Source organism: Sphingobacterium sp. BN32, assembly GCF_030503615.1.
Taxonomy (GTDB): domain Bacteria; phylum Bacteroidota; class Bacteroidia; order Sphingobacteriales; family Sphingobacteriaceae; genus Sphingobacterium.
On the sequence record NZ_CP129963.1, the window covers coordinates 1,937,886 to 1,953,922 of the forward strand.

At 37.7% G+C, this 16,037-nt stretch carries 16 protein-coding genes; 10 read left to right on the forward strand and 6 right to left on the reverse strand.

Going from position 1 to position 16,037, the window contains the following annotated elements; translation table 11 throughout:
• Nucleotides 1–58 precede the first annotated feature (58 nt).
• Nucleotides 59–1,000, reverse strand: a complete 942-nt coding sequence (locus tag QYC40_RS08090) for an SRPBCC family protein (RefSeq protein WP_301993447.1) — start codon at nt 998–1,000, stop codon at nt 59–61.
• A 180-nt stretch (nt 1,001–1,180) separates the two neighbouring features.
• Between QYC40_RS08090 and QYC40_RS08095 the strand changes: the two genes are divergently transcribed.
• Nucleotides 1,181–1,642, forward strand: coding sequence for a hypothetical protein (locus tag QYC40_RS08095; protein WP_301993449.1), 462 nt, complete (start codon nt 1,181–1,183; stop codon nt 1,640–1,642).
• Nucleotides 1,643–1,652: 10 nt separating this feature from the next.
• Here QYC40_RS08095 and QYC40_RS08100 read toward each other — a convergent pair whose 3' ends face one another.
• Together QYC40_RS08100 and QYC40_RS08105 are read right to left on the reverse strand one after the other, a co-directional pair.
• On the reverse strand, nt 1,653–1,784 hold the full coding sequence (locus QYC40_RS08100; RefSeq protein ID WP_301993450.1) for a hypothetical protein: 132 nt from the start codon (nt 1,782–1,784) through the stop codon (nt 1,653–1,655).
• Nucleotides 1,781–1,936, reverse strand: coding sequence for a hypothetical protein (locus tag QYC40_RS08105; protein ID WP_301993452.1), 156 nt, complete (start codon nt 1,934–1,936; stop codon nt 1,781–1,783). The genes QYC40_RS08100 and QYC40_RS08105 overlap by 4 nt, the downstream gene beginning before the upstream one ends.
• A gap of 811 nt (nt 1,937–2,747) precedes the next feature.
• Here QYC40_RS08105 and QYC40_RS08110 point away from each other — a divergent pair.
• A complete protein-coding gene (locus QYC40_RS08110; RefSeq protein ID WP_301993453.1) occupies nt 2,748–3,533 on the forward strand; it encodes a hypothetical protein in 786 nt (261 codons plus the stop codon).
• Between the two features lie 274 nt (nt 3,534–3,807).
• Here the strand turns inward: QYC40_RS08110 and QYC40_RS08115 are convergent, their stop codons facing one another.
• Complete coding sequence (locus QYC40_RS08115; RefSeq protein ID WP_301993455.1) at nt 3,808–4,029, reverse strand: hypothetical protein; 222 nt, start codon at nt 4,027–4,029, stop codon at nt 3,808–3,810.
• A 317-nt stretch (nt 4,030–4,346) separates the two neighbouring features.
• On the opposite strand from QYC40_RS08115, the gene QYC40_RS08120 reads away from it, so the two are divergent.
• From QYC40_RS08120 to QYC40_RS08130, 3 genes are read left to right on the forward strand one after another with little or no spacing between them, the layout of a single operon-like run.
• Nucleotides 4,347–5,132, forward strand: coding sequence for a hypothetical protein (locus tag QYC40_RS08120; protein ID WP_301993456.1), 786 nt, complete (start codon nt 4,347–4,349; stop codon nt 5,130–5,132).
• Complete coding sequence (locus tag QYC40_RS08125; protein ID WP_301993457.1) at nt 5,095–5,502, forward strand: DUF5675 family protein; 408 nt, start codon at nt 5,095–5,097, stop codon at nt 5,500–5,502. Before QYC40_RS08120 ends, QYC40_RS08125 begins: the two co-directional genes overlap by 38 nt.
• 3 nt (nt 5,503–5,505) lie before the next feature.
• Nucleotides 5,506–5,727 carry a hypothetical protein gene (locus tag QYC40_RS08130; protein ID WP_301993458.1) on the forward strand — a complete coding sequence of 74 codons (222 nt, stop codon included), beginning with the start codon at nt 5,506–5,508 and terminating at the stop codon, nt 5,725–5,727.
• Between the two features lie 439 nt (nt 5,728–6,166).
• Here QYC40_RS08130 and QYC40_RS08135 read toward each other — a convergent pair whose 3' ends face one another.
• Entirely contained in the window at nt 6,167–7,066 is a 900-nt protein-coding gene (locus QYC40_RS08135) for a hypothetical protein (protein WP_301993459.1), read from the reverse strand.
• A gap of 1,396 nt (nt 7,067–8,462) precedes the next feature.
• On the opposite strand from QYC40_RS08135, the gene QYC40_RS08140 reads away from it, so the two are divergent.
• From QYC40_RS08140 to QYC40_RS08160, 5 genes are all read left to right on the forward strand, one after another.
• A complete protein-coding gene (locus tag QYC40_RS08140) occupies nt 8,463–8,723 on the forward strand; it encodes a hypothetical protein (protein WP_301993460.1) in 261 nt (86 codons plus the stop codon).
• Between the two features lie 58 nt (nt 8,724–8,781).
• Nucleotides 8,782–10,788 (forward strand): NACHT domain-containing NTPase, encoded by a 2,007-nt coding sequence (locus QYC40_RS08145; protein WP_301993461.1) that lies wholly within the window; start codon nt 8,782–8,784, stop codon nt 10,786–10,788.
• 65 nt (nt 10,789–10,853) lie between these two features.
• Nucleotides 10,854–11,561 carry a hypothetical protein gene (locus QYC40_RS08150; protein ID WP_301993462.1) on the forward strand — a complete coding sequence of 236 codons (708 nt, stop codon included), beginning with the start codon at nt 10,854–10,856 and terminating at the stop codon, nt 11,559–11,561.
• Nucleotides 11,562–11,766: 205 nt separating this feature from the next.
• Nucleotides 11,767–12,795, forward strand: coding sequence for an HNH endonuclease domain-containing protein (locus tag QYC40_RS08155; protein WP_301993463.1), 1,029 nt, complete (start codon nt 11,767–11,769; stop codon nt 12,793–12,795).
• Nucleotides 12,795–13,160, forward strand: a complete 366-nt coding sequence (locus QYC40_RS08160) for an HIT family protein (protein WP_301993465.1) — start codon at nt 12,795–12,797, stop codon at nt 13,158–13,160. The genes QYC40_RS08155 and QYC40_RS08160 overlap by 1 nt, the downstream gene beginning before the upstream one ends.
• 94 nt (nt 13,161–13,254) lie before the next feature.
• On the opposite strand, the gene QYC40_RS08165 is transcribed toward QYC40_RS08160, so the two are convergent.
• Nucleotides 13,255–15,999 (reverse strand): UvrD-helicase domain-containing protein, encoded by a 2,745-nt coding sequence (locus QYC40_RS08165; RefSeq protein ID WP_301993466.1) that lies wholly within the window; start codon nt 15,997–15,999, stop codon nt 13,255–13,257.
• Nucleotides 16,000–16,037: the final 38 nt, after the last annotated feature.

Here is a 16,037-nt window from a genome sequence, read left to right on the forward strand (position 1 = left end):
TAGAAAATGCGGAAATTATTCCGCATTTATTCAAATCTTGGAGCGCTTATGCAAGCATTTATTTTTTCTTAAACTTTCTTTCTAAATCAAGTTCAAGGTTGGATAATACGTATTCGTGTTCTTGCTCGACGCCTAACCGTTCCATAGGTTCCCAATAAAAGCGCGGCGACAGAATGGACGTATAGGTTGTGACGCGCGTCATCTTACACTTCCCTCCTGCGACTGCCTCGAAATAGTAAATAGCTTCCTTAAAGCCCAACCAGTTTCTACCGACGAGCGTATAGTCGATAACATCCATTTTCAATAGCTTGCCCGGTTCATAAGCAGTAACACGCTCGGTTATTGTGCCGCCTCCAAAATCTGCATTGCTTAAACGCCCTCCTTTAAAATAGCATATGCGCTTCGCTCCAACTTCTTCTTTTTCCAATACACATTTGATTGGAATCGGAAGATCGAGCTTCAATAGGAAAGGCTTTGGCGCATCCAGCGTGTCGACCGATTTAATGGCTTCGAAAACTTGTTCTGGCGTATAGTCGTAAATCCGGCTGGAACTTACCTCAATGATCTCCTCTTTGTCTACTTTGAAAAAATGTTCGACAGGTGCTGCAATAAGAAAGGGAATTAAAGGAATCACAAGCACAGAAAGTTTGTTCGTATCCTTGATTTGACTATAGCGTTTAATTAACCGCATAATAACGTAGCCTAACGCAATCAGTGGAGCCACAAGAGCCACCGCCATCACAATACAGATAACGCCTGACAAACCCGGTATATAGATTAAAATCAATAGCAAAATAGTCGTAACAATCGCGCTAATCAAAGCATACTTTCTGAATTTCATGGAGCCAATCGCTATACCTAACACAATGGGCAGTAAAACAAAAAGCACATAGCTGTAGTCGGTTAGTCCGAGGAAAAGGAATACAATTCCAGTTCCAATAAAGATGGTTGTGAGTAAGGCAGATAATCTGAAACTCTTGTCTTGCAAGATTTTTTTCATCGGGAAAGGTTAATAAATAAATGGTTTTTAAGCCTAAATGCTTTATTTCAGTTTAAGCATAACAATGGGAGTAAAAATAGCAATTCGTTTTTGAAAAGAGCAAAGATTATTTTCAAGTGCAATATTTTTATTTAAAAACAATAATTTAACTATATTTAATGAAAAGTTATTTTAATTATCATGAATAGATTGGCAACTAAATACTTGTTAGGTTTAAGTTTATTTATTTTCGCTTCCTGTCAGCCAAATTCCGGCGAGCAAGTGAAAGAAGAACAAGTTGTGGCGACAAAAAGCATTCGGCAGGAAGATATCCTCGATGTGGACATCAAATATTTGGAAAACCCGGATTATGTTAGAGGGAAGTCTAAAATTCCAGATTCCACAATACAACAAGTTAAGGAGATTGTACGTCGTGTGTACTCGCATATAGATATAAAAGATAAACAATACATATTAAAGGCACAGAGTGGAAAAGAAATTGGTGTTTCAGAAGCAATTTTTCAGCTCTATAAAAAGAATTTAGATCAAACCAATGCCGTCCTACTAAAATGGGAAAAGGAAGGTCAGGAATCTGGCGAGCATCATGAATTTGCTCTTCCTACTATTAAAGAGGAAGACCTAAAATATCTAGATAGCTTGTGAAACGATTAGGCTATTCCGGGAACTGTTGCGATTCGGGGATCCCGGAGTAGAAATAATACCAGGCGTAGTATAGCGCAATAATAAGCAGGATAACGATTACTAACCATATAATCGTTGACCTCAATCTTGTTTTTGTTTTCATAGCATTTCTGTATAGCCCACTAAACTAATCCCCTCCTCTACCTCCTCGACGGTTGCCCAAAAGAGATTGTAAACGATATATACAAGTACAATCCCTAATACGATGATGATGATCCATATCAGCGTGCCGATAAAATTTTTGTCCTCCATCATAAAAGTTGAACAGTTGGTTTATCAATTCGTTGTGTAAAATGTAAAATGCTTTTTTAGGAAAAATGTTTTTATCTGGACGCGTCGATCCATAAAAAAATCAGGATGATTATCCTGCCAAAGAGGTAGATAAGAAAGGGATAAAGGAAAAACCACCTGAAATACCAATATTGGCGCTTGCTGAATTTTGGAGTTTTCATTGGGAAAGAACAAGTGGCGTGGGGAAAGGTTGGCCTCATTTATTGGATTGGCGGTAAGTACTGCAAAGAAAACAATAACAGGAAAGATTCTGTAAGAAAAAAACAGCCAGCCCAAGGTCCGAACCCTCACTACGCAAAAAAGCTCCAATCTTACGATTGAAGCTTTTTGTGCGGAGAGTGAGGGATTGGTTCAGCCCCACATTCCCCGAACACAACCCTGAACCTTCCAGAATCGAACCCCGGCCAGCCCAAGGTCCGAACCCTCACTACGCAAAAAAGCTCCAATCTTACGATTGAAGCTTTTTGTGCGGAGAGTGAGGGATTCGAACCTTATTCACAACTCGCTAATTATCAGTATTTTAAAAATAGGTGATTTTTGGGGTCTCGCTTTTGTGTCGCGGGGTTGAAAATCACCTTTCCCTATGTCTTTTCTCTTACACTAATATACGAAATAGTTAGGTGTGGTGGGTATTTTAAGTTGTTTTTGATCAGGTAGATGGCTGTTAAAAGTATCGGTATTGTTAACCGAAGTAGAATATAATGTTTACTTAAGATTATGTTGTTTTTACATTAATGTAGGGCGTCTATTTTTAGGAAAAATAAATGTTATTAATATGCTTAATGAATTGACGGCCCGTTATTCGAGGTATTTAGTGCCTGGGATCCTTTTTATATCGGTTGTGCTAACCTTATTTTCTTTCTGTTACCTGTTGTATCATCATGGTTTTAGTGTTCTGGGATTGGCTGCTCATCTTTTGATCTTGGGCTTAGCATTGTTTGTTGCGCTTAAATCTGTCGGTTTCGAATTCGGGCGGCCGAAACTAAGCCGGGAATGGAATTTTCATTTGGAATTGGAACGCACGTTTGATTTAGTGAGCCGAATTAGGGCTTTGGACCTGGTTGAAGTTAAAGCGGATCTGAATGACTGTCGACGCTATTTTATGATATCAGAGAGCAAAGAGTCTTTCTTGGTCAACCTTCCGGATTTAAATCGGTTGTTATCGTGTTATTCGGATAAGCTCGCTGTATTTATCGGTTCGTTAGAAGATAAGCCACTCGATCAGTCGGAGAAAACACATCTGTTGCAGTATATTAATAAGTCTTTATATCCGGGTATGCGTGAGGTTGTTAAGCATTTTGTTGAGTTCCGGAAAGCTCACCAAAGTGAAGATCTTATCAAGCTTCATGATCATTATATTTTTGGGATTCATCGTGCCAGGCTATTAAAGAATTCACCAGAAGCTATGACTTGGAGCGAGGATATCAAAAACGTGTATGTTGAGGGCGTCAGTGAGATTGAAAGAAAGGACTTTGTCGTCGCATTGAATATGTTTGATGTGCTTTTGGAATGGCTTCAAGATGCTGATAGAGGTCGTTGCTTTAGCGCTGAATATGTTTAATGCGCGGTTTGAATGCCGTTAGTGAGATTGATAGAAACGACTTTGTTGTCGCATTGAATATGTTTGATGTGTTTTTGGAATGGCTTCAAGATGCTGATAGAGGTAGTTGCTTAAGCGCGGGATATGTTTAATGTGCGGTTTGAATGCCGTCAGTAAGATTGATAGAATCGACTTTTTTTTATCGCATTGAATATATTTGATGTGCTGCTGGAACGGACTCATAAGGCTGTGAAAAGCTTGTTCGTTTGAGGACTTTCAGCATGTTGCATCGGTTTTACCTGATTACTTTCTCGAGTTTTTCCAGGTTTAATCCGAGGAATTTTGCCACGTCGGAGGTCGTTACGTGCTGGTCCTCTGTTTTGTTCATATGCTGCTTTATTTTGTGGTATACGCGGAGGCTTTGCCGGTAGGATTTTCCTGTGATGACCATGATATCCTTCGGGTATATGCATATTCTTTTTAATACCGGTTCGATGACCTTTTGTTGGTTGCTCATAGTTTTTATTTTATTTGGTGATCTTCTTCTATATCAGTACAGTAAGTATGCTTTATATTTGCTTAAGTCTCAGTTTACTTAAGTTTTAATTAGCTTAATTCTATATTTATCTCCTCTCAAATGTATACTTGTTGTTTACAATAAGCTTTTCCCAATTTGTACCGAATTGGGAAATTATTCGGTGACGTTTTTCATGTTACAAGTTACGGATAATTCGTTGGCGGACTTGAACGATATGTGACTAAAACGGCCATTTTGCACGCATAAGTAAATGCTTATCAATCTATTGCAGACCTTGTGTTTAAAAAACGGGTAACATGGCAAAACAGTCGGGTATTTTGAGAATTGAGGGTACAATTGCAGGAATTTCATTTTATAAAACTGCGGATGGATATTTCGCACGTGAAAAAAGTTCGCTTAGTCGGAAACGTATTTACTCGGATCCTTCTTTTCAGCGTACTCGAGAAAATGCATCGGAGTTTGGGACAGCTGCTCGAATGAGCAAAATATTGATCGACGTGGTACGTCCGGTTCTGAAGGGCTCGGGGGATCGTCGGTTATTCTCGCGATTGGTTAAAACCATATTGGCAATCATCAAAAAAGATAAAACGAATATTCGAGGTTCAAGGGTTCTGGCAGAGGAGAACGTTAAAGATTTGGTCGGTTTTGATTTTAATTTGAACGCAGACATTCGTTCTGTGGTGAATTTTGGGATTGATAAAGTCCAAGAGAAAAGTCCGACTGAACGGATCTACACGTTCAGCAAATTTAGGCCGATTGATGCGATCAAATTTCCTCCAGGTGCAACTCATTTCAAACTAGCTATAATGTTGATTTCGGGTGACTGGCTTGGCGAAACGAGAGATGCGGCGACAGGTTACGGTAAAATTCTTCCGTTGAATGAAGAGGAAATTTCGCCTGAAATCATGATCAAGCCATTAGCAAAAGAGACCAAACATGAAATGGTGTTGTTAGGGATTGAATTTATGCAGGAGGTGAACGGCAGTTACTATTCGTTAAAAGACGGAGGATACGTATCGCTTTCTGTATTAAGTTTTGGGAAGAATGGATCCGAGGGTGGTCAGGTTGCTGCGGAGGTATGAGCCCAGGGGGACGAATGGGGAAATTCGGTTTCTTGATCGATTGATCTGTTATTCGATCGAGCTGCCTTGGGAAGGGAATCAGCGCGGGATTTCGTGTATTCCGGAGGGGCGGTATGAGCTAAGGCGGCGTTTTAGCAAGCGTTTTCGATGGCATCTTGAGGTTTGTGGCGTTGAAGGGCGTTCGTTTATTTTGATCCACTCTGCAAACTATGCAATTCGTGATCTTCGGGGTTGTATTGCGCCGGTGAGCAAGTTAACTGGTGTTGGACGAGGGGTTGGATCGCGTGGAGCATTTTCGAGGCTTAGGGAGCTTGTATTTGGGTGGATCGATGAGGGTTCAATCGTTTATTTGGAAATTTTAAAAGCTTAAAAGATGAATTTGATAGACCGAGCGAAAGCTCCTACTCCGAAGTTTTTCAGAATTGTTCGAAATATTGGGTTGATCGTTGCTGCTGTTGGTGGTGCATTGATCGCTTCGCCCGTGACGGTGCCGGCGGTTATCGTAACGATTGGTAGTTATCTTACTGTGATCGGTGGAGTGCTTTCTGCGGTTAGCCAGGTTACGGTTGACGATAGCAGTCTGGAAGATCGTTAGTTGTACTTTCTTAGTGATTGTTACACTGTTAGGGATAAATTTTGGACTGCGTTTACCCAACAATTTTAATTGGCAAGGCTCATCAAAATATATACGTTTTTGCGGCTGGGGAAAGCGTTAGATTTCTTTTAATTTTACTCACGGACCTTATGGTCAAATAGCGCGTATAGGTCGTGGTGGCTTATTCGAGCGTAATTATCTTTATTTTATGATTAAGCCTGGCAGGACACCAGGCTTTTTCTTATTTAGTGTTTTTTTTCTGAAAGTGTCTGTTTTCAAAGGCCATCAAGAACTTTCATTCCTGTTGGTGTTTCAATGGAAACATGAAAGTTTTCTCCGCTTTTTCAGTTATATCATCTACTACTGAATTATCAGTCTGATAAGAATGTTTCGATCGTTGATAAATGCGATTATCTGTTCGTTCCCAATCTGGAATTGATTACTCAAGAGGGCAATTATTATTAGATATTTCCAATATTTCCTGTATTTCTTGGCTTATCCATAAGCTCGATTCTTTTGGCTTATCAAATAGAATCCACCCTTTAGGTTTATATCCTGCGTTTGCATACCAGATTCCATTATCTTTCTGTTTAGATTTTAAATACTCCATTGCAAAATTACACCGAGAGTCGTTTACAAAACCATTAGACTTTAACATCCGTAAAATCTCAATTACATTAGTTTTCCACGTAAAAGGATAAGATAAAGATGTGATATAGTTAGTTATCGGTTCGCTTGTTGATTTGCGGAGATATACATTTTGATTTAAAATATAATCGATACCTTGGTTAAATTTGGATTCAACAATTTGATTCGATTGATAATAAATACTTTTTTTATATTCAGAAAGAGCTATTATTGATTTCACAATTCCGATATAACATGGGATTGCTTTTAAACATCCGCCATATCTTAGAATACCAGAACCATTCCATTCTGTTGGTGTATTTCGTTCAAACCTCTGATATTTTGTTATCCAATTGATACCTTGATGTATTTCTTTGTGGTTTGAATATTCCATTCTAATAAAAAGACTGGTAAGCATTCCATTGTAACAAGAGAGAATATAGTCCTTTTTTTTCGTTAAAGAAAACCCTTCATCACAAGCGGTTAGACTATTTAGTATTGCTAACCACTCCTGGACTTTAGGTATATACTGGGTAAAAGGAATCTCGGCAATCTCATTTAATCGATTCATCAATTGGTAGGATTCAAATTGAAAATTTTCGGCTAACAACTGCCTTAATAAATCAGATTGTTCAAGGAAATGCTTGGCAGATTCGTAATCGCTAATTAATCCTTTTCTATGCTCTATTTTCAAAATCAATGCAGTATCCATTATTCTATCGGTATATATATATATATATATTAAAACAGATGTTTTTATCTTCGAGATCTATTAGTTTATCCCCTTTTCCATTTTTGTTATTTACTGCAAAAATACGGTTTCTTTTGCGTTTACATTTTAGGACTCTTGCTGATTTTACAAATCAGTAAGGTTGTGTTTTACAAGATCTTCGGTCTGCTTTATGTTTATAACCTTTCTGTAATCTGCTTTTTGAGAGATTCAAATTTGTGGGAAAGAATTTCGATATCCTGACTGATTATTATTCGCTTTTTCGATTATCGCGACAAAAAGAATATTAGGGGCCCGCAGCGCGCGCTTGGGGACTGAAATCGAAGATTTCACATCATGATTTCGGCGATATGTTCTTCGGTCGTCACCCTTTTAGAAAGACTTCCTTTGGTAACCATTCCTAAAAGAAAAAAAAAGAAAAAAAAGAAAGTTGATTTTGAATTTAGCTGCGCTAATAAAGCAAGCTGTTTTTTAAAGAATTTCCGAGCAGGACAATTGTTTAAAAAACGGCTTGCTGTTTAGCGTGGCTAAATTATCTTTAACTCCTTTTTTTGGTTTTTTATAGCACTATCCTTACTAGAAAGCAGAAGCCCAAATTGATAAAGGGGTGTGCGGGTCGGGAATGTGTCGGGTTGTGTTAGATTGCACGGCGGAGCCACGCAATCGTTGCTTGGCCGCGAAGCGGTCCTTCAATTGATGGAGTGCACCCGGAGTTTGCCTCGGCGGTGTCCCCGGGACGAAGGGTTGCGCGACTTTCTGCACGCGTGGCGGGCATGGATTAGAAAGGGTGCGACTTTGGATGAGCGGATTGGATGTGTGATTGGGTACGTGTGTTGGGTTGCGTTGGGCGCGGGCTGGGCGGCCGTGGAGGTGGCCTGTGGGGCTATTTAATATAACTGAGTTATCTGACTCACTGTACTAGCATGCCGGAAAGTCATATAACTCCCAGTTATGTTAAATAGCTTGGCCCGCGATGGAAAAAACGGCTTTGCCGGGGTGGGTCGGCCAAAATGGGCGTGCGTTGGGATAGTGTGTCGGCGTGGGGTGGCGAGGCGGCGGTGTTTGCAACTTTTTCAGTTGCAAAAAGTCCGCCGCCTAGTGCGCGAACCCTTGCGAATTAAGCGCAGGGGGCCGGGACCGGGAGGGGCTTGCCCCGGAGGGACCGGCTCTGTAGGCCCTTTTTACTGGCTCGTTTTTTTGATGTGCGTTGGCTGTTGTTCGTGGGCTGGGTATTCAAAAATCGAGACAGTTAAAAAAGGGACTACACAAGGGGGCTCGATTGGCACGGGGCTGTGTTTCTTGGCCGCATGCCCCCGCAGCCCAAGCTTTTAGCAGGTGAGCCTTATACCGGGCGGCGGGTGAATTTTGCGGTGCTTCCGTGGGTTGGGATTGTGTTGGATGGGAAGCTCCGCAAAAGGCACAGGGAGCCGCCGCGAGAAGAACGCCGGAACCGCAAGGAACAGGCCAAAGGCGTAGCCCCGAAGGGCGCCATAGCTCTCTTGGCGGCCTTGGTGTGCTGGCACTTCCGCCAAGAGGGCTATGGCGCTTTGGCCTTTTCCTTGCTGACGGCGGGCGCCGAGCACCTTATTTCCTGTGCGGGGGAGAATTATTCAAATTATCTGCATTCATAAAAATTTGATTTTTCTTTTATAAAGAATACATATATTTAAAGTTCTTCAAATTATGAAAATCGATATATGGATACAGAAATTGTCAAACTAATATTAGATGTTGGTAGTCCCCTAATAAAGACTGTAATCGAGACCTTTGTAGATAAAAGAAAAGCGACTCAGCAGAAAGGCTCAAATTTTAGTCCGGAAGTTTATTCTGAATACTTAAATATTACTGTAAACCATCTATCAACAATCAATTTAATAGGACTTAAAGGTGCGCCTAGAAAATTAGACGATATTTATATTCCGGCAACGCTGTATTGTCCGTTCGGTGAACGAAAAGAAGAATATCATATAACAAGTTTTCCCTCATTATTATTTGAGAAGAATAATCGAATTCTTGTTACGGATACTGCGGGCATGGGAAAATCTACTCTTTTGAGAGTGCTTTTTTTATTGTCATTTAAAGAAATAGAAAAAATGCCCATTTTAATCGATCTCCGTCGATTGAATGAATCACATTCGATAATAGATGAATTGCAAAATTTATTGCTTCCGCTGCATCGCAGTATTGATGAAAAATCAATGATCGAAGTATTTATTGATGGTGGTTTTCTCTTTTTATTGGATGGATTCGATGAAATAGCTCCCCAACACAGAGCAGTTGTTACTAAAACTATCAAACGATTTATCGATAAGACGAATAAAAACACATTTGTTCTCACGTCAAGACCAGAAAAGGAGCTAACGTCGCTTCCAGGATTTAAAGAGTTACGAATTAAACCTTTGTGCAAAAAGGAAGCTTTTGAACTAATTGAACGTTACGACCGGTATGGTGAAACGTCCAAAGCTTTGATTCGTCGTCTGGAGGACGATGTTAATGAAGGTATTGAAGAATTTTACTCAAATCCCCTATTGGTTTCACTTCTTTTTACTTCTTTTAATTACAAACCAACTGTACCACTTAAAAAGCATCTATTTTATCGTCAAGTATACGACGCTATTTTCGAGTCACACGATTTGGCGAAAGGTGAGTCGTTTCAACATCCAAAACATTCTAAACTCGATATTGACGATTTCGAAAAGGTACTTCGGTTTCTGGGTATGCATACTCTATTTGAACTTCAAAAAATTGAATATACAAAAGATGAATTGTTAAAAGTCTTAAGTAAGGCTAAAACAAAATGGAGAGATTTAGATTTTAAGGAATCAGACTTCCTTCGTGACCTTTTAACTACAGTTCCGCTTTTTCTGGATGATGCTGGGTATGTGCGATGGGCTCACAAGTCTCTACAAGAATATTTTTGTGCTCAATACATATATGTCGATATCCAGGATAAAGAGCCTCTTCTAAAAAAATTATTCCGCAGCTCTAAAATTTATACATTTGAAAACCTAATCGACCTGTATTCTGTAATAGATCCCATTGCTTTTGAGCAGAGTTTTGTCATAGAATTGTTGAATGATTACGAAAAAAATGTAATCATTCCACTGTCTAGAGAAACTGGTCAAACAGATGAAGAAAAATTTAGAAGATCCATATTGTTTAACAGTTATGTCATGTTAACCCTAATACCAGGTGACGAGTTCGATCCACAATACAGTTCTATGCAACAACTAGCACTTGACAGATTCGCATTGGAAATGGATAATAATTCTTCAATTTATGAAGGGGATTTAATGCTTTCAAACCGTGAAGAGGATATTCTCTTGATACAAAAGGATCGTTACCATTATACGATAACAAAAATAATTAGTCGGAGATACCCACATTTATTCCGCCCTGTAAAATTCAAAGATTTCGATTGGGATGATGAAGTATTAGAAGCTAGCGATGTATTTGAAGCGACAGATCAATTCATCTCAAGAAAGACGCGGAGATTGATGGATGAGAAGAAACTAGAAACTATATTTTTAAATCACCCCGATTCAATTTTCAACAGTTTAGAAATTTTCGATTTAGAGATCCGTATATTAGTATTTTTAGGTTCGATTACTGAATATTTAAATTACGATTACGCATTGAATTTATTGCGTGATATACGAAGAAAACGAGCTGAATCGGATTCTATTGACGTTTTTGATTTATAGGATGTGGCGTTCCCTCAAATAATATTCAGCGTTTGGTAGAATAATTAAAACTTTAACCTCGAATTATGCCAATATCAGATCTTGGAAAAATATACCTTTTGTATTGGAAATCAAAAGTTGAATTAGCAGAAGCACATCTTATGCGCAGTCCGAAAAACTATTTTGAAAAATTTGGACGATTGGTTTCTGAGGAATATGATTTGGATATCTTTGATTTCATCGTCAGAAAGGAGTCTGCCGGGTATAATCAATTATGTAGGAATTCGTGGATAATCTTCGTTTTAGAAATCAATAAAATTATTTCCAAAAGTGGTGGCGACAAATTCAGCATTCAGAAATTTTACAATAAACTTTCCAACAAAGAATGGGATCATAATTATGACCTAACGTGTTTTAATCAAATTTTATTGGTTATTCAAAATAATGATTCGAATTCGACCGTCGCAAAACTTCGTGTGTTACGAGATAAATTTTACGCCCATTCTGATAAAGATTTTAACCGAATGACAGAAGATTTGTTCCCTACTTATAATGAAGTTTGGGATTTAATGTTTGAAATAGAGACTTTTTTAAAGGCAATATATGGACAAAATGATTCTGACATCGACGTTAGTGTTAATCGGGAACTGGATAAATATATTCGTGAATTTCAATTACTTTATTCGTATTTTCAAACAACTCCAAGTTATGGGGACACTTATAGAATAAAAGTCGCGTTTGGAGAAGAAAGATTCTCCTCGTTTCGGAATAATCTAATTATAAATAGATTTTAGGAGAATTTTGTTCTATTTGATGGCTGCCCGCTATTCTCTATCAAGCATTGCATTCGTATACTACCGATTGCAAGTGTAATTTATTGCGAAAATTCAATTCAATAGTAAACTTAATTCTAACTTTAAGACAATTTATTAATAAGTCTTATTAAGGTGTAAGGTTGGTAAATGATCTTTAGCCTTAATTCAATTAAAAAAACCGAGAATGGAGATAAATTTTCAGGCGAATGATCCTAGTGTGGAATCACAATGGCGAGCATTGATACTATTCGGGAAAAACTCCGCGACTTATAAATTTGCGTTTGGGAAAGCTTTACTAAATTTAGTATCGAAAGGTGTCGATGAGGTAACACTCAAAGATTTGTCACCTTTATTTGTAGAAAGTATATTAGATCATATTAAGAGTAGTGATAAGCAAGGCAATTCTACGACTAGTAAATTTTTAAATGCGTGTCGTAATTTCAACGTCGGAGAGATTTCCTATGACGAGCTTTTGACTGTCACTGAGCGATACGGATTTGTAAATGTGATCGACGCGTTTCAAAACATCAATGGTGGCGTAATTCCTTCGAAATTTTACGAAAAGGATTTTAACGGCAACTCAAAACGATTGGTAATTACCGATGAATTGTTGAAGCTGGGAGAAAGCGTGCAATTTTCGAACCTAGACGATGAACTTAATGCACGTTGGAATCTTGTTGAAACTGCTTGGAATTTGAATGTTTCTCCAACTCTTTTAGAAGTGAAAATTAGCGATAATTTAGAGGTTCTCTACATAGAAAGTGATTTTATGAAGAGAAAGGATATTACTTCAGCACGTGCCTCTTTAAATGGATATCAAAAAGGAAAATGCTTTTATTCTTTTCAAGATATTTCAATTATTTCTGGTTCAACAAATCTTTGTGAGGTTGATCATTTTTTTCCTCATGTTCATAAGCTGACGATTAATGATGGCGGTGGCAATGTGAACGGTATTTGGAATCTTGTATTAGCAGATAGATTCGTAAATAATCATAAAAGAGCTCGGATACCTGAAATCAGATTTTTAGAAAGACTTTACAGGAGGAATGAGTTTTATGTTAATAGCAAGCATCCACTTGGAGAAACAATTATTAATCAAACAGGTCGAACACCGCGTGATAGACAAAAGTTTTTGCAGCACCAATACAATTTATCTTTAAGTTTGTCAATTCAACAATGGTCGCCTCTTACTGAACAAAAAGCAACATTTTAATGAAAGATTTTACTTCGATTACTCCAGACAAGATTCTATATAGAAATGATTACTTCTTTATTATAAAAGATGGTTTTCCTGTCAATCCAGGCCATCTATTGATTATTTCTAACGAGGTTCGCCGCGATTATTTCGAATTGACGCAGGATGAGGTTATAAATCTTCCTGTTGCAATAGCTAAAGCCAAGCAGTTGATTGAGGAGGAAAATAGCCCTGAGGGATATAATATTGGAATGAATTGCGGTGCTACTGCAGGTCAAACAGTTTTTCATTTTCATTGTCATATTATTCCTCGCTATGAGGGTGATATGGAAAATCCTCGAGGTGGAGTGCGTCACGTGATTCCATCAAAAGGAAATTATTGAGCAGTTATAGAATCAGCTTAAAATATAGCTTACTTAATTTCAGAACATATGAAGTTTGGAATGCTTTGTTGTGTTTTAATCACTGCGCATATTATTAACGCTTTCCTTTATTTGGTTTCTGGTTAATAAATCTTGTGGTGGCACATCCGAAACTTTTATTCGTGCAGATATAGAGCTGCGAGGTTCCGAAGGAATTTGTATAGGTTTTTAGGAACTTCATAATTCCTCCGCATCGATGGCAAATTTCCGCATCTGGGTTAGTGAATTCGTTCGGGAACATTTCCCTCACAAATTTGGATAATTTGTTTTTTGGGCCGTAGAAATAAAACCGTTCTTTCGCTCGGGTCATTGCAACGTACATTGCCCTTCTTTCTTCTCCATTCTTAAACGTATCGTCGGCACTAAGAATTAAATCAAGGATTAAGTCATCTGATAGCTCAGCTGGGAATCCGAACCGCCCGCTTTCACAGTTTATTAGTATCACTATATCGCTTTCAAGTCCCTTTGATTTATGTACTGTTAAAAGTTGGAGTTCATTATCAAAATTAAGTTGCTCGTTCGCTTCATTTCCTTGAGCATCGGTAATTGTTCGCTTTAAAAGGGATTTTACTCTAATTTTTCTGTTTTTAACATGCTGTTCTAAATCTTTAAAATCTAGATTATATCGACCCAATAAGAGAATTGATTTTGTATTTAAATCGGTGCCAACATCTTTGAAAACTTCATTCAATATTCTTTTGACGTCTTCAATATTAATTTTATCATTAATCTTGCTATCCAGCAATTTGACAGTAGTTTCATTTGTTTTTCTAGAACGTAGATTCTTAGGTGTTTGATTTGGGTTTTTTAGGATGAATTTACCGCTAATCTCTATCAACGGATTTGCGAACCGATAGGTCGTTTCAATCTTTCTTATGATAGAATATCCGAAGTTGTTTTGAAATTGATTGAATAAAGTTAAATCTGAACCCGCAAATCTATATATAGATTGCCAGTCATCACCAACCGCGAATAGCCTGGCAGTCGACTGATCTTTCAATAACTTCAAAAAATTCGCCCTATTAATTGATATATCTTGGAATTCGTCTACAATGATATACCTGTATTTTGAGTGAAATTTGTTGGTTTCAATTAAGTCTGTGGCGAAGTTAATCAGATCGTTAAAATCAAGTAATTGTTTAGATCGTAAATGCTTTTGATATTCCTGATAGATTACATCGATGATTGCTAGGATCGACTTGTTTCTATCTCTCACAGCTTGATTAGGACTGTCTTGATTTTGCTTATAGATTTCTGGGAAAGATTTTTTATTGGATTTTACTAAGTTAATGAAAGTCATTATTAGGCCCATTGTAGCTTCAATTTCTTTCGAGTATGCCGTATCCAAAATCTCAAGGACCTCGGTTTCAGTCATCGGATTTAAAACAACGCCCATTTCCTTTAGGATCTTTTTCAGATGGTTATCAATAGTTTTGTCTTGAAATTGATGACTGTACGTTTTAATTAATCGTGTACCAAAGGCTTCATGAACTTTGTCTTTCCACTCCATTAATTCGATATAGTAATCACGCGCACTTATATCCTTATTTGGAGATTGAAAAAATTTGGGAGTATTGCCGTCTTTATCAATCCCGTAATGTTCTAGAAATATGACGTTGTCCTCCGGATTATCACAATGTTTTATGCTTGATTCGTCGTAACCATTAAGGTAGATGGTAAAATCTGGTCGATACTTTTTCTTACTAAGGTCAAATTCTACTAAGGTTTCTCTTTCTAAATCTTGTGGGAAATAGACGCTCTCATAGCTATAATTAATTCTATTGAGAAACAGAAAGTTTGCAATATAACACTCTTGTCCACTCTTGACATATTCATTGTTTATCGTGCTCAAACGGAGTTTGCTTTTTAAACTGCTTCCATTGTTTGTTTGTTTGCGAGCCATCATCGCTTTTATGGAATTGAACTCTGCGTCTTTGTTGTACTGAACAAGTTCTTCAAGATCATCGAATTCATTTTCATCTCTTGTAATGCGAATCCCATTAATAATAAAGTCGTTGTAGGTCTTGAGGTATTTTGGATTATTTAAAAGCCTTGAATGTATTGATTTTATTAGACTCTCAAATTCTTTAGGATCAAAAATATCGGGTGGTTGAATGGTCTTAGAAATTATTTTATGAGCCAAACTGTGAAATGTCATACATTCGACGTTTTTTGATCCTAGCTTTTTTTCTAGATCGGTCGCGCTATCCTTTGAGAACGATAGTAATAATATTTCTCCAGGGGCAGCTAATTTGTTGTCTAGAAGGTAATTTACCTTGCCCTGAACAGTAGTAGTTTTGCCACATCCGGCACCGGCAATTATTAAACAATTATCCTCGTCGTGAAGAATTGCGTCAATTTGTTGTTCATCGAGCGGATTGTTCAATATTGAAGCGAAATACTCCGTTTGCGATTGCTTTTCCTCTGCTATAAATCTCATGTTTTTCTCAGCACGAACTTTTTCTGAGTTGGCTGCAAACGAAAGCAATTGTAGGTTGGCATTGTGTAATTTATTATTGTTTATTTCAATATTGGGAATCCTGTAAGAATGTAGGTTGCTTATTTGTTTTACAATCACTTGAAATTCGGTGTACGAATGGTATTTATTCGACGACAGATTATCGATCTTAGTTTTTAAAGTTTCAATCGTATTCGAGTTTTCTTCTAAAAACTGTTGATACGGTCGTAACTGTTCCTCAAATTGTTGTTTCTTTCGTCTCTTTTTGTCTATATTAATTTTTGAAACATAGCCGTAAGCTGCTGCAATAATTAGTAAAGTAAGTATGTAGAGTGTCTGCATGCTTTTATACCTTGATTAGAGCTTCCAACAGGTTAAAT

Bases quoted from the DNA above. Each gene is read 5' to 3' on its own strand.
- QYC40_RS08090 (WP_301993447.1), bottom strand. From the start codon at position 1,000: ATGAAAAAAATCTTGCAAGACAAGAGTTTCAGATTATCTGCCTTACTC.
- QYC40_RS08095 (WP_301993449.1), top strand. From the start codon at position 1,181: ATGAATAGATTGGCAACTAAATACTTGTTAGGTTTAAGTTTATTTATT.
- QYC40_RS08100 (WP_301993450.1), bottom strand. From the start codon at position 1,784: ATGAAAACAAAAACAAGATTGAGGTCAACGATTATATGGTTAGTAATC.
- QYC40_RS08105 (WP_301993452.1), bottom strand. From the start codon at position 1,936: ATGATGGAGGACAAAAATTTTATCGGCACGCTGATATGGATCATCATC.
- QYC40_RS08110 (WP_301993453.1), top strand. From the start codon at position 2,748: ATGCTTAATGAATTGACGGCCCGTTATTCGAGGTATTTAGTGCCTGGG.
- QYC40_RS08115 (WP_301993455.1), bottom strand. From the start codon at position 4,029: ATGAGCAACCAACAAAAGGTCATCGAACCGGTATTAAAAAGAATATGC.
- QYC40_RS08120 (WP_301993456.1), top strand. From the start codon at position 4,347: ATGGCAAAACAGTCGGGTATTTTGAGAATTGAGGGTACAATTGCAGGA.
- QYC40_RS08125 (WP_301993457.1), top strand. From the start codon at position 5,095: ATGGATCCGAGGGTGGTCAGGTTGCTGCGGAGGTATGAGCCCAGGGGG.
- QYC40_RS08130 (WP_301993458.1), top strand. From the start codon at position 5,506: ATGAATTTGATAGACCGAGCGAAAGCTCCTACTCCGAAGTTTTTCAGA.
- QYC40_RS08135 (WP_301993459.1), bottom strand. From the start codon at position 7,066: ATGGATACTGCATTGATTTTGAAAATAGAGCATAGAAAAGGATTAATT.
- QYC40_RS08145 (WP_301993461.1), top strand. From the start codon at position 8,782: ATGGATACAGAAATTGTCAAACTAATATTAGATGTTGGTAGTCCCCTA.
- QYC40_RS08150 (WP_301993462.1), top strand. From the start codon at position 10,854: ATGCCAATATCAGATCTTGGAAAAATATACCTTTTGTATTGGAAATCA.
- QYC40_RS08155 (WP_301993463.1), top strand. From the start codon at position 11,767: ATGGAGATAAATTTTCAGGCGAATGATCCTAGTGTGGAATCACAATGG.
- QYC40_RS08160 (WP_301993465.1), top strand. From the start codon at position 12,795: ATGAAAGATTTTACTTCGATTACTCCAGACAAGATTCTATATAGAAAT.
- QYC40_RS08165 (WP_301993466.1), bottom strand. From the start codon at position 15,999: ATGCAGACACTCTACATACTTACTTTACTAATTATTGCAGCAGCTTAC.